Source organism: Paenibacillus sp. NPDC056579, from assembly GCF_042793215.1.
Taxonomy (GTDB): Bacteria; Bacillota; Bacilli; order Paenibacillales; family NBRC-103111; genus Paenibacillus_S.
The window spans coordinates 12,473-25,711 of sequence record NZ_JBHTVD010000005.1 but is presented as its reverse complement, the minus strand read 5'-3'; the positions used below and the strand labels follow the sequence as shown (position 1 = coordinate 25,711).

The 13,239-nt window shown below is 55.3% G+C and carries 14 protein-coding genes; 4 read left to right on the top strand and 10 right to left on the bottom strand.

All coding sequences use genetic code 11. The features are described 5' to 3' along the window. Positions 1–171 precede the first annotated feature (171 nt). Positions 172–336: a hypothetical protein gene (locus tag ACFQ88_RS19825; RefSeq protein ID WP_239631312.1), complete on the bottom strand. Its 165-nt coding sequence runs from the start codon at positions 334–336 to the stop codon at positions 172–174. Positions 337–522: 186 nt separating this feature from the next. Between ACFQ88_RS19825 and ACFQ88_RS19820 the strand changes: the two genes are divergently transcribed. The 4 genes from ACFQ88_RS19820 to ACFQ88_RS19805 all read left to right on the top strand — a co-directional run bounded on the left by ACFQ88_RS19820 (position 523) and on the right by ACFQ88_RS19805 (position 4,738). After that, positions 523–1,371, top strand: coding sequence for a MurR/RpiR family transcriptional regulator (locus ACFQ88_RS19820; protein ID WP_239631309.1), 849 nt, complete (start codon positions 523–525; stop codon positions 1,369–1,371). 19 nt (positions 1,372–1,390) lie between these two features. Beyond that, positions 1,391–2,119, top strand: a complete 729-nt coding sequence (nagB, locus tag ACFQ88_RS19815; protein WP_239631306.1) for a glucosamine-6-phosphate deaminase — start codon at positions 1,391–1,393, stop codon at positions 2,117–2,119. After that, complete coding sequence (gene nagA / locus ACFQ88_RS19810) at positions 2,116–3,300, top strand: N-acetylglucosamine-6-phosphate deacetylase (protein WP_379455918.1); 1,185 nt, start codon at positions 2,116–2,118, stop codon at positions 3,298–3,300. Before nagB ends, nagA begins: the two co-directional genes overlap by 4 nt. Positions 3,301–4,495: 1,195 nt before the next feature. Continuing rightward, positions 4,496–4,738: a DUF6953 family protein gene (locus ACFQ88_RS19805; protein ID WP_239631302.1), complete on the top strand. Its 243-nt coding sequence runs from the start codon at positions 4,496–4,498 to the stop codon at positions 4,736–4,738. Positions 4,739–5,394: 656 nt separating this feature from the next. Here ACFQ88_RS19805 and ACFQ88_RS19800 read toward each other — a convergent pair. From ACFQ88_RS19800 to ACFQ88_RS19760, 9 genes are all read right to left on the bottom strand, one after another. Continuing rightward, positions 5,395–5,571, bottom strand: coding sequence for a hypothetical protein (locus ACFQ88_RS19800; RefSeq protein WP_379455916.1), 177 nt, complete (start codon positions 5,569–5,571; stop codon positions 5,395–5,397). A gap of 51 nt (positions 5,572–5,622) precedes the next feature. Further along, positions 5,623–5,883, bottom strand: a complete 261-nt coding sequence (locus ACFQ88_RS19795; RefSeq protein WP_379455914.1) for a hypothetical protein — start codon at positions 5,881–5,883, stop codon at positions 5,623–5,625. 126 nt (positions 5,884–6,009) lie between these two features. Then, the gene (gene murQ, locus ACFQ88_RS19790; RefSeq protein ID WP_379455912.1) at positions 6,010–6,933 is read right to left on the bottom strand and encodes an N-acetylmuramic acid 6-phosphate etherase; all 924 of its coding nucleotides are present in this window, start codon (positions 6,931–6,933) and stop codon (positions 6,010–6,012) included. After that, positions 6,926–8,041, bottom strand: a complete 1,116-nt coding sequence (locus tag ACFQ88_RS19785) for an N-acetylglucosamine kinase (RefSeq protein ID WP_379455910.1) — start codon at positions 8,039–8,041, stop codon at positions 6,926–6,928. Before ACFQ88_RS19785 ends, murQ begins: the two co-directional genes overlap by 8 nt. Positions 8,042–8,074: 33 nt before the next feature. Beyond that, positions 8,075–8,899: a carbohydrate ABC transporter permease gene (locus tag ACFQ88_RS19780; protein ID WP_379455908.1), complete on the bottom strand. Its 825-nt coding sequence runs from the start codon at positions 8,897–8,899 to the stop codon at positions 8,075–8,077. 12 nt (positions 8,900–8,911) lie between these two features. Beyond that, entirely contained in the window at positions 8,912–9,865 is a 954-nt protein-coding gene (locus ACFQ88_RS19775) for a carbohydrate ABC transporter permease (RefSeq protein ID WP_239631287.1), read from the bottom strand. A gap of 27 nt (positions 9,866–9,892) precedes the next feature. Continuing rightward, positions 9,893–11,194 carry an ABC transporter substrate-binding protein gene (locus ACFQ88_RS19770; protein WP_379455905.1) on the bottom strand — a complete coding sequence of 434 codons (1,302 nt, stop codon included), beginning with the start codon at positions 11,192–11,194 and terminating at the stop codon, positions 9,893–9,895. A gap of 35 nt (positions 11,195–11,229) precedes the next feature. Continuing rightward, positions 11,230–12,252, bottom strand: coding sequence for a serine hydrolase domain-containing protein (locus ACFQ88_RS19765; RefSeq protein WP_379455903.1), 1,023 nt, complete (start codon positions 12,250–12,252; stop codon positions 11,230–11,232). After that, entirely contained in the window at positions 12,245–13,108 is an 864-nt protein-coding gene (locus tag ACFQ88_RS19760) for a MurR/RpiR family transcriptional regulator (protein ID WP_239631281.1), read from the bottom strand. The genes ACFQ88_RS19765 and ACFQ88_RS19760 overlap by 8 nt, the downstream gene beginning before the upstream one ends. Positions 13,109–13,239 lie beyond the last annotated feature (131 nt).

The following is a 13,239-nucleotide window of genomic DNA, read 5'->3' as shown; positions in this document are numbered from 1 at the left end:
TTCATTCTACACCCGCGGGTACGGGTCGTCTTATAAATTATGGAATCGTCTTCTCAATTTTGGAACCGCTATCTTATCGTCCCATTACTGTCCGGCAGCACGTCCGAAACGAGAATGGAGGGCATAGACAAAAAGAAAAGATCCGGCGCCAGGCCGAACCTTCCCTTCGTTTTATTCTTGAACGTCTTCGTCCCCGTCACGCATATCGACCGGTCCCGGATTCGGCGAAACCGGGGGATTTATTTGCACGGGCTTGTCCGTCGTACGCGTTTCATGCATCCCCACCGCACCCATCTGGTGCGTCTTCAGATCCCGAAGCTCCTTGTTCTCGACCATAATATTCACCTCCTGCGTCAATAGACGGTCTATCACGCTCTAGTGTGTCTGTTGAACCGCCCTATTATGTACAAGGGTACGGCAGCGTATTGCTATTGGCCCTGAAATTCGGTATAGTTAAAATGTAAAACATTTTCTTCAATATTAATGATTTATGAAAAATATTTTCTTACAATGAGGAAGCCTATGCCCGGAATTTTAAGCGCGATTCAAGAACAAATGGACACGATGAATCCGAAGGAAAAAGAAATCGCAGCCTACGTCCTCGCCCACTCCCACGACGTGGTCCAGATGGGCATTACCGACCTGTCGCAGCAGTCCGGGAGCAGCACGGCGACCATCTCCCGCTTCTGCAAGCATTTTCATTTTGCAGGATATATGGAGTTCAAGGTCAAGCTGGCCGCCGAGCTTGCGCAGCAGCCGCCATCCGGCGTGCAGTCCTATCAGGATATCGTCGCAGGCAACCCGCTTACGAGCATCGTTGCCGCCATGGAGGCGAATCACGTCAATTCGATTACCGATACGACACGGCTGCTTGACATGAAGCAGCTGCAGAAGGCGATCGATGCGCTCAAGTCGGCACGGCAGATCGATCTGTACGGAGTGGCGACGTCCGGTCTCGTCGCGCAGGATTTTTACCAGAAGCTGATCCGGATCGGCAAGCGGGCCGTGACGTTTTCGGACCCGCACATGCAGGTCACTTCGGCCTCCAGCCTGACAGAGCAGGATGTGGCGATCGGCATCTCTTATTCCGGGGAAACGGCGGAGACGATAGCGGCGTTAAAATGTGCGGCCGAGAACGGAGCAACGACGATTTCCTTAACGAAATTCGGCGCGAACACGCTGACCTCCCTCGCCTCGATCTCATTGTTCACCTCTACGCTGGAGGAAGGGATGCGGCGCGGAGATATGGCTTCGCGGATCGCTCAGCTGCATGTCATCGATATTTTGTTCGTGGGCTTGATCAGCGAGCAGTTCGACGATCTGGTGCCCCGTCTCGAAAATTCATTTCAAATGGTTAAAAAATACCGTTAGTCACAAGGAGCAGATACCCGTGAATTTACTTACTTTCGATTCTCATGACAAGCTGCATGAATCCGGGGCCAGCATTATTACCGGCCTCGTCCAAACGAATCCCCGCTCGGTGCTCGGACTGGCCACCGGCGGAACGCCGGTAGGCATTTACGAGGAAATCGTCAAAAGCTACCAGCGCGGCATCGTTTCCTTCCGTGACGTCACGTCGTTCAATCTCGACGAATATGTCGGGCTTCCCGAGGACCACGCGGAGAGCTACCGCAATTATATGAACATGCATCTGTTCAATCATATCGATCTGCCCCGCAGCCAAGCGCACATTCCCGACGGCAACGCAGCCGATCCGGCAGCGGAGTGCAAGCGTTATGACAAGCTGCTGGAGCAAGCCAAGCAAATCGACCTGCAGCTGCTCGGCCTCGGCCACAACGGGCATATCGGCTTTAACGAGCCGGATCACGCCCTGATCAGCGGCACGCATGTCGTAGAGCTGCGGGAGCAAACCCGCAAAGCGAACGCCCGCTTTTTCGATTCGATGGATCAGGTGCCTACGCATGCATTGACTATGGGGGTAGGGACGATTTTGAAGGCGAAAATGATTCTGCTCGTCGTTAAGGGAGCCGATAAAGCCGAAATCGTTCACCGCGCCCTGACCGGGCCGATCACGACGGACTGCCCGGCATCGCTGCTGCAGACGCATCCGCACTTGGTCGTACTACTGGATTCCGAAGCAGGGAGGCTGTTCAAATGAATGAAGTAAAAACAACATATATCTATAACGCAACCATTGTCACACCCGATACAACTGTGAAAAACGGATGGATTCTCCTTACCGACGGGCGAATTTCCGCTATAGGCAAAGAAACCGGAAGCGTAGAGCATGCGCGCACGCTCGCACAGCATTGTGAAGTGATTGACGGCCAAGGCGGATACGTGCTGCCGGGCTTCATCGATGTCCATGTCCACGGCGGCTACGGCCATGATTTTATGGATGCGGATGCAAAGGGCCTTGACGAGATTACCCGTTTTCACGGACAAAACGGTACGACCGTGATGCTGGCAACGACAGTAACGGCTCCGAAAGCGGACTTGGATCAGGTGCTCGAGCGCGTACATGCGTATCGGGAGGCCGGAATGCCTTACGCGCAGCTGCACGGCGTCCACCTGGAAGGGCCGTACATAAGCGCCAAATGGCCGGGAGCACAAAACCCGCAGCACATCGTAGCGCCTCAGCCTGCCTGGCTGGAGGATTGGACGCAGCGCTTCCCGGGTCTCATCAGCATGCAGACGCTCGCGCCGGAAACCGAAGGCGCTCTTGCCTACATCGAAGCTTTGACCGGCAGAGGGATCATTGCGGCGCTCGGTCACACCGACGCTACGTACGATCAAGTACAGCTCGCGGTGGAGCATGGCTTAAGCCACGCGGTGCATACGTTCAACGCGATGACGCGCCTGCATCATCGCGATCCGGGCACGGTCGGCGCCGTGCTGACCAATCCCGGCATCATGGCGGAAGTGATCGCAGACGGCCATCACGTGCATCCCGCATGCATTCGCCTGCTCGCGCAGACGAAGGGCCCCGACAACCTTCTGCTCATCACCGACGCCATGTCCGCCGCCGGACTCGGCAACGGCGAATACAAGCTTGGCGGGCTTGACGTTGTCGTCAACGGCGGCGTCGCGCGCCTCAAGGAAGGCGACAGCCTCGCGGGCAGCACGCTCACGATGATCGAAGCGTTCCGCTATGCGGTACGCGAAGTCGGTATCAGCGTCGAGCACGCCAGCCGGATGGCCAGCGGCACACCGGCCCGCAGGCTCGGCATTGACCGGCTGACCGGCTCCCTCGCGCCGGGCAAGCAAGCCGACGTGCTGCTGCTCAATCAGCAGCTGGAGCTCGAACGCGTCTGGGCGCAAGGACGCGTACTGTTGTAGGGCTTGCCGCTCTAGGTGCGGCAAGGCAGCGTCGCGCTCTTCGCTTGCGCGAAGAGCGGGTGCACGAATACCCCGGCCAGCTCCCATATGTGGAGCCGGCCGGGGTATTTGGGTTTGGCTCGCGGGCGGCGCAAGCTCCGCGAGCGAGGCGGGAACGTGGCGTAGGCCTCAAGCCGGGAATGCTGCTGGAGCTTTCCCGGTGCTTTCGCCGCCACGGCCGCGGTTGTATTTGTAATGCGGGTTTCATCCCCGCATTTCTACCATCACAGCAGAACCGCTTTACGCTAGCTCAGCCGGTTTACGCTTCCCTAACGCGGTTTTTCCGCGTTACAGCTCCCTCAATCCCTTCATCCTCTGCTGTAAGACGGTTTTTCCGCGTTACAGATCCGCTCTTCTGCCTTCACAGCCGATTCACCCTTCTCTAACGCGGTTTTTCCGCGTTATAGCTCCCTCAATCCCTTCATCCGCTGCTGTAAGTCGGTTTTTCCGCGCTACAGATCCGCTCTTCTGCCTTCACAGCCGATTCACCCTTCTGTAACGCGGTTTTTCCGCGTTACAGCTCCCTCAATCCCTTCATCCGCTGCTGTAAGACGGTTTTTCTTCGCTACAGATCCGCTTCCCTGCCTTCACAGCCGATTCACCCTTCCCTAACGCGGTTTTTCCGCGTTACAGCTCCCTAAATCCCTTCATCGGCTGCTGTAAGTCGGTTTTTCCGCGCTACAGATCCGCTCTTCTGCCTTCACAGCCGATTCACCCTTCTCTAACGCGGTTTTTCCGCGTTACAGCTCTCTCAATCCCTTCATCCGCTGCTGTAAGTCGGTTTTTCCGCGCTACAGATCCGCTCTTCTGCCTTCACAGCCGATTCACCCTTCTCTAACACGGTTTTTCCGCGTTACAGCTCCCTCAATCCCTTCATCCGCTGCTGTAAGACGGTTTTTCCGCGTTACAGTTCCGCTCTTCTGCCTTCACAGCCGATTCACCCTTCTCTAACGCGGTTTTTCCGCGTTACAGCTCCCTAAATCCCTTCATCGGCTGCTGTAAGTCGGTTTTTCCGCGCTACAAAAGACGTCTTCCAGCAACTTCAGCCGATTTACTCTCTCCTCACTCGGTTTTCCCTAATGCAACATCACGTGCAACTCACCCAGCCTTATGTTACAATCAGGAATCACATCATTAATTGTTAGGAGTGAAAATTATGGATATTACAGCAAACGATGTTGCTGAATGGATGCTGAAGGAAGTCAGGTTTGCAGGGATCCTGTATCAGCAGGACGCGGTTAATTATATTTTGGCTAACTTTGGCGAAGAGTTTATCTATGTGAATGAAAACGGGAATCAGTCGATCGCCAAAGAGGTCAAAAAGATATTTAAAAAACTGCATCACGGAAAAGCGGCATGGGATCGGGACGGTTTCTTTTGGGGATGGACAGGACCTTAAGTTACTCTATACCAGCAACCAATCTCCCAACAGCCATGAACACGTATTAGGCTACTCAGATCGCAACGCCAGACTGCATCTCCAACCATGCATACCTATTTTTTCTTTAATGAAGCTTCCCGGTGCCGCTCCCTTCATACCTGTGCAGACACCAGTGTTACCCTCTTCCTCCAGTCCACTGCGTACCACACCAACCCGTTCACCCTGTAGATCGCAGCCAGTTTGCTCCTGAACCACGGCTGCACTCACCCTCGTATACCCTCTCAGCCAATGTGGGGTTTGACCTACCGCCATGTGGCTCCGAAACTCGCTTGGGATTTGAGCGCGTTGGAATCAACTGCTACCTCCAGCATGGCATAAGCCTGTTTCACTATTTCCCTCAAGCCCACTCCGTATCGCTGTACTCCCTGTGCAGACCGTGAGTGAAAATTACCTCCGAACTCCAGCCGCACTCAACCTCACATCCTCTCCCCTCCCCGATAATCAACACCTTACACCATACCCCCATTTCTAATTCTAATCATCCATACTAGTGTGCGCTATGCATCACGCTTCAACCCTTGCTCACTTCCGGCACGACCCATCCGCTTGGCAGCTCGCCATGTCTCTCCCGCCTTCCGGCATGATCCATTGCCAGGCTGCACCTCGACTCTTCCTCACTTCCACACGATCCATCGCTTGACACAGCGCCCCGACACTTCCGCCCTTCCGGTACGTTCCATCGCATAGCAGCTTGCCATGTCTCTCCCGCCGTCCGGCACGATCCATCGCTTGTCACCACGCCTCGACTCTTCCACACTTCCGGTACGTTCCATCGTATAGCAGCTCGCCATGTCTCTCCCGCCGTCCGGCATGATCCATTGCTAGGTTGCATCGCCTCTTCCTCACTTCCGGCACGATCCATCGCTTGTCACCACGCCTCGTCTCTCCCGCCTTCCGACACGATCCATCCGCTTGGCACCACTCTTCGACTCTTCCGCCCTTCCGGTACGTTCCATCGTGTAGCAGCTCGCTATGTCTCTCCCGCCTTCCGGCATGATCCATTGCCGCCAGGCCGCGCACCTCGCCTCTTCCACACGATCCATCGCTTGGCACCACGCCTCGACTCTTCCGCCCTTCCGGTACGTTCCATCGTATAGCACCACGCCATGTCTCTCCCGCCTTCCGGCATGATCCATCCGCCTAGCAGCTCGCTCGCGAATCCCCCATTGCTGCAAACACCACACTCAACGCGCCACATAACATACAGCACACAAGCGGATCACGCGTTACTACACGCTCTCCTGCTTCTGCTCCAATCGTGCCACCGCGTCGCCGAAATGATATCGGCACGCCTGCAGCGCCTCCATCGCCTGCTCCTTCGTCACGCCGAAGCGAAGCATCAATATCGCGACACGGGCGTCTCCGTCCGCCTGCTGCACATAGTGCGCAGCGGTTACCTGCGCTGCTCCGGTCGCCTCGCTAACGATGCGTACGACGCGATCGCGCAGCTTTTCGTTCGTCGCCTGTACGTTAACCATCAGGTTGCCGTACACTTTGCCGAGCTTGATCATCGCGGTCGTCGTGATCATGTTCAGCACCATTTTCGTTGCCGTCCCCGCCTTCAATCGGGTCGAGCCCGTCACGACTTCGGGACCTACCGGCACCTCGATCCCGTATTCCGCCGCCTCGCTTAGCACTGCAGAGTCGTTGCAGGAAATACTCGCCGTCAAGGCGCCAAGCTCCCTCGCCCGGCGAATGGCGCCGATCACATACGGCGTGCTGCCGCTTGCGGCGATCCCTACTACTGCATCGCCCGCCGTAATGTGTGCGGTGATCTCCCTCGCTCCTGCTTCCTCGTCGTCTTCGGCGTTTTCAATCGCCGTTGTGATCGCCGCTTCACCTCCTGCGATGAGGCCCGTCACAAGCGTACGGTCCACGCCGAACGTCGGCGGACACTCGGAAGCGTCGAGTACGCCGAGCCTCCCGCTCGTCCCGGCTCCGACGTAGAAGAGCCGGCCTCCGTGCTGCATAACCTGCACAATCGCTTCAATCGCTTCGGCGATACGAGGCAAAGCCCGTTCCACAGCCAAAGCGACGGTTTGATCCTCTTCATTCATTATTTTTATAATGTCAAGGACGCCGGCTCGGTCCAATTGCTCCGATTTGGCGTTTCTTTGCTCGGTTACAGGTTGACTAGTGTAGTGTTTATTCAATATGCTTCCCTCCCTGTCTCCACTCTTCCACTCGCTGCCGGATGTCCTCATCGATTCGAACACCCGCTTGCTTTAACGCCAACAAATAACAGCCGGTCACGGGCGGAACCGTCAATCGGTTCACATGAAATCCGTTGGACCGGATCAGCTCATGACCGGCCAACCGGTTCATGAACCAATTGTCCTGGAACAACCCTCCGCTCAGGACGAGCGGCATTTCCGCCGCCTGCAATCCAGGCTGCCTTTCCGCCAATCCGGCCGCTGCCGATGCCGCCAAGACAGCAAGCTCCTCTACAGCTGAAGTGACAATCGCATCGGCAACCTCATCGCCTTCCTGCGCCGCCAGCACCGTCAGCTTGGACACCTCGGCAATCGCCGTCCGTACATTCGGCTGGCCGTACACATGCGTTATAATCCGGTTCGGATCAGGCAGCGACCAATGCTCCAGCACCCGCTCCGTCAGCACGGTTCTCTTGCCGCGCCCGTCATGCTGCTTCATAACCGCATTCAGCGTCTGCCGCCCGATATCGTAGCCGCTGCCCTCATCCCCGAGCAAATACCCCCAGCCCCCGACTCTTACATAAATGTCGGATTCCGGAATATAGCCGCATGCAATCGATCCCGTTCCGGAGATGAGCACGATGCCCTTCTCTCCCCATGTACCTGCAGTCAGTACAGTAACCGCATCGTTATGGATCGTTACCGTCACACCCTCCGGCAGCAGCTCGCGCATATAGGCGTACAACCGCTCCTTGGCTTCCGAACGATCCGCTCCCGCCATCCCGAGGAAAATCCCCTCCAGCTGGAACAGCTCGCTTCGCGACTGCTCCAGCGACTGGGCAATAAGATCGGACAGCACGCGCTTGACCTCGTCCCACGGACGCGATGTAATGCTGCTGGACGGTCCGTAGCAAACGGCGCCTATTGTACCGCACTCATCTCCGATCATGCAGGCGGTTTTCGTTCCCCCGCCGTCAATGCCGATGAACCTGCGCCCTCCAGCTCCTGGACTGGGACCTAGACTTTCAGGCTCGCTCCCAGAAGCCATATTACGCCTCGTCCCATACTCCCCTCCGTTATCATCCATCCGATACGAGTCCTTTTCCACTATGCCGCTCCTCCTCCCTACCAGCATCTTGCTCTATTTGACCGCTCCGGCCGTCATGCCGTCCATAAATTGCTTGGAAGCTGCGGCGAACAACACGATCATCGGCAGCGACGATAACGTCAAGCCTGCGAACAGCACGCTCCAATCGGTCGAATATTCGCTGAACAGCGTCAGCATCCCTACCGGAATCGTCTTTCGTGCCTCCTCCTGGACGAAGATGAGCGGAAAGAAAAAATCGTTCCATACCGTAATAAAATTCATGATCATCACCGTACCGAGAGCCGGTCTCATAAGAGGAGCGATGATGCGAAGCAAAATGCCCAGGTTCGAGCAGCCGTCAATTTTCCCCGCCTCTTCCAGCTCCTTCGGCAGCGTCTTGAAAAACCCGGTCAATATAAGCACCGACAGCGGAAGCCCAATCGCCGTATACACCAGCACCAGCGACATCTGCGTATTCAGCAGCTGCATGCTTTTCATCAGCATGAACAGTGGGACGATCCCCAGCTTGATCGGAATCATCATCCCCAGCAAAAAGAAGAAGAACAGCGCCGGGTTCCACTTGAAAGGAAAACGCGCGATATAAAAGGAAGCCAGGGCGCCGAAAGCGATAATCAAGGCAACCGACACGACGCTGACGATAACGCTGTTCCAGAAATAGCCGAGATACGGCAGCTGTTCGAGCAGCTTGCGGTAAGCAGCCAAGCTCCAGGCTTGCGGCAAAGCCATCGGATTTTTGAAAATCTCGATGTTCGTTTTGAACGAGGACAACAGCATCAAGCCGATCGGGTAGAGGCTTACAAGCGCGAACAACCATGCAATAACGTACTGGACAATGCGGATTCCTTTTTGTTGTTTCACCTTATTCGCCTCCTACTCCAGATCCCTTTTTTTCATCCAGGCCATGAATCCCGCCGACAGCACCGCAATAATGAAGAACAAGGTAACCGCAAGCGCAGATCCCAGCCCGATAGCCACACCGTCCCCGCTCGAACCGCCGAAGGCCGTACGGTAAAAGAAGACCGCAAGCGTATCCGTCGAAAAGTAAGGCTCCCCTTGCGAGCCCTGCATCGCGTAGATCAGCTCGAACGCCTCAAACGCGTGAACGAACGTGAACACCGTAATAATGATAATGGATTGCATCATCATCGGCAGAGTCACCGAGCGGATAAGACGAAGCCCTCTGGCGCCGTCCAGCTTCGCCGCTTCCAGCACCTCCTGCGAGATCGACTGCAGCCCCGCCAAAAAGATCAGCACCGAAAATCCGATACCGAACCAGCAGTTAGCCAAAATGATCGCTGTCAGCGCTGTAGCCGGATCTCCCAGCCATGGCTTGGCCCAAGCCTCCAGCCCGATCTGCTTCAACACGACATTCACCGCGCCAAAGTTCGGATTCAGCAGCAGCTTCCACAAGAAGCCTACTACGATAACCGACAGCAGCCTCGGCAAAAAGTACGCCATCTTGAACAGCTCGGCACCCTTTACTTTGGAAAAGATGATGTACGCTAATACGAAAGCGATTCCGTTCTGTACGACCATTTCAAGAAGAAAATAATAGGCGTTATGCCCGAACGCATTCCAGAACCGCTCGTTGAATGGTTCAACCGTGAACAGAGTAACGAAGTTCCCCAGCCCGATGAAACCGCCCTTTTGCAGCCCCTGCCATTCGAACAAGCTGTAGCTGAAAGCGGCCACAATCGGATAAACGATGAACAAGGTATAGACGACGAGGGCCGGGAGGGGGAACAGATGGACAAGCCCTTTTCTCCAGTTGAATGGTTTGTGCTTTGAGCTGGCTGTTTGCAATTGGACGTTCGTCCCCTTCATATGCGCCTCGCCGCCTTTTCCAATAAATTATTTCCCGGCCGGTTTAAACCAGGAGTCTACGCTTTTTTGCAGCTCTTCCGTCACCTGCTGCGGCGTCTGTTTGTTCAAGTACATCCCCTGCAGCAGACCTTCAAATGCGGATTTCGATGTCGGATTACCCGAGTTGAAATGGACGACGAATAAATAAGGAGTAGAAATGCTGTTGGCGAACTTGGATATTTTCGTTACTGTAGGGTCCGTCGCTTCCACGCCCGGGATCGTGCTCGGCTTCATCAGCTCGTTTGCCACAAGAGCACCGAATTCCTTGGTCGTCATGAACTCGATGAATTTCAATGCTTCCGCTTTATTTTTCGACGCCTTGTTCACCGAGAACGAGCCGTCCACCCATGTCGTTACCGACGCTTTGCCGCCAGCAGGAGCAGGAACCGGGAAGACATCCATCTCCAGCGCCGGGTTCATCTTCTTCATCACGGCAAATTCCCAATCGCCCATCACCATCATCCCGGCTTGCTCCGTAACGAACATATTGCGCATATCGTCCATCGACAGCCCGACGTAATTATCCGGGAAATATTTGGTCAGCCCCTGCATCGTTTGTATCGAATCGAGGAACGCTTTATCCTTGAAGTTCGTTTGGCCGGAGGTGACTTTGTTCACGAAGTCGGTTCCGCCGTAAAATACCGGTCCGAGCGCCCCGTGCGTCAGCGATAAGATCCAGCCTTCCTTCGAACCGAATGCGAACGGAGCCACCTTGTTCTGCTTCAGCGTCTCGGCCGCCTTAATAAGATCGTCCCACGTTTTCGGCTCCTCGATATTGAACTTTTTGAACAGCTTCTTGTTATAAAAGATTTGCGTAGAGCTGAACACGGTAGGAACGCCGTATACTTTGCCGTCCTTGCCCGTCGCCGCCGCCAATGTCTCCTTCGACATGACGCTCAAGCCTTTAACCGCATCGAGCGGCTCGAGATATCCCGCATCCGCCAAAGCGATGCCCGCCGCATAAGGCCGCAGCTGGATGATGTCCGGACCGCTGCCCGTTTGCAGCGACGTGTTCAATACCGTATTATATTCGGTATTTTTCGTAGGCTTGAACTCGATTTCGACGTTCGGGTTTTTCTTTTGATATTCCTTGATAATTTTCTCGTACGCTTCTTTATCTTCCGTCCGCCAGCTGCCCATGGTCAGCTTCACCTTTTGCGCAGGCGGCGTTTGAACCTGTCCCCCATTACCTTCTTTGGCCGGTTGCTGGGCCGGGGGCGTCGTCGACGAGCTGCACCCTGCCAATGATACCGCTACTGCGGCTGCAACAATCAGAGAAACCTGTTTCATTCTTGTTATTCCTCCTTGGATTGTTCTTTGTGTTTTTATTTAACCCCTGAAATCGAGGAATAAATAACATCATGCAAAAGAGGGCGCAGACGCCGGATCGGATTCGCTCTGCCGAAATGAACCGCATTCGTCAGGAAGACGACGACCAGCTTGCTCTGCGGCTCGATCCACACACTCGTTCCGGTAAAGCCGGTATGGCCGAAGCTGCCTTGCGGCCAAACGTGGCTGCAGCTGGGCGCCGGCTCCTGTCCGTGCCATACTTCCCAGCCGAGCCCGCGTCCCATGAAGGGCTGCGCGCAGCATATCTCGCGCCATTCCCGCCGGACAACCGGGCCGTCCGGCTGCAGCCAGCTCTCCCCGTACCGCGCCAAATCCGCAGCGGTCGTGAACAGCCCGGCGCTTCCCGATACGCCGCCTAGATGATAGCTTTTCTCGTCGTGGACTTCTCCGGTAATATATGAGCCACGGTATAACTCCGTCGGCGCAATCCGGTACCGCTCCGACTCCGCGGGTACAAATCCGGTATCCGCCATCCCGAGCGGCTGATGGATTTCCCGGCGGACGAACTCAGCAAGCTTCTCACCCGTAATTCGCTCCACTACAGCCCCGAGCAAAATAAAGCCCAAGTCGCTGTACAGCACTTGACGACCCGGTTCAAACAGCAGCTCCTGCCGGAACGCTTCCTCCATGACATCTCTGTACACGCTGCGCTCCATGCCCGGCAAATCCGCCGGAAGACCGGAAGCATGCTGCAGCAAATGGGCTATCGTTACGTTGCGATGGCGAAATTCCGGTATAAATCGTTGCACCGGGTCGTTCAGCGCAAGGAAACCGCGAGCCTCAAGCGTTAAGATGGCGGGCAGCGTCGCACTAACCTTCGTCAAGGAGGCGGCGTCAAACCGCGTATCGATTGTAAACGGTTTCTTTTCAGAGGATACGTCCGCCTCCCCGAACGCTTGCTGCCACCGATAACGGCTTCCGAGCGAAATATGCAACACGGCGCCGGGAATGGAACGTTCCTCGACCCAACGATCGACGAGCCGGACGACGCTATCCATTGCGCTTCGACCCGCTGACGGCTTTTCTCGTTTTCTCCAGCGCCTGAATGCTCTCTTCGTATGTTCGGCTCGCTATGCCGACGTACAAAATATCGATAACGTTCAGCTGCGCTATTCGCGACGCCATCGCCCCGCTTCGGATGCTCTGCTCCAGAGAGCTCGTGAACAATCGGATGTCTGCCGTCTCCGCTACGGGATTGTTGCCGAACTTGGTGAGCGAGATGACAGTGGCTCCAGTCGCCTTCGCTATTTCCAGACTTTGAATAATATTCTCCGTCTGCCCGGAGTACGAAATGCCGAACGCTACGTCCTCCTCCGTCATATTGGCTGCAAGCGTCGCCTGCGAATCAAAGTCCGTAGCAGCCTCGCACCACCGGTTAATCCGCGACAGCTTCTGCTTGAAATCCTGCGCTATGACGGCTGAAGCGCCGACACCGAAGAAATAGACCCGCCGCGCTTCACTCAAGCAATCGATAGCCCTCTCTACGTCCTTGGGTGACAAAACGGTCAGCGTATCCTGAATCGACAGCATATTGTTATGGGAGATGGATTGGATCAGGTCTTGCACTGTACCGTCGATTTGGATTTCCTGATACGACGTCCTATCCGCAGGGATAGACGCCTTCGCCAAATCCGCGGCAATCCGCAGCTTCAATTCCTGAAACCCTTTCAAATGAAGCGATCGCGCCAGCCTGATAATCGTCGCCTCGCTCACGCCGGCGAGCTCCGCGACCTTTTGCACCGATGCGTTAACTACCGTCTCAGGGTGCTCCAGAATGTATTGTGCGACTTTTTGCTCCATGGGCTTTAATGATTCCATCGCTTCCTTGATTCCGATCAGACCGCCGTTTAACATCGATAGACTCCTTTGAACTGGTTTTTATAAACTACCGGTAACTGTTCTTTACAATTTCATTATAAAATAAAATTTCTCGTTGTAAATACATTTTTGAAATTTTATTTCCTATAAATTTTTTATTACGGCAG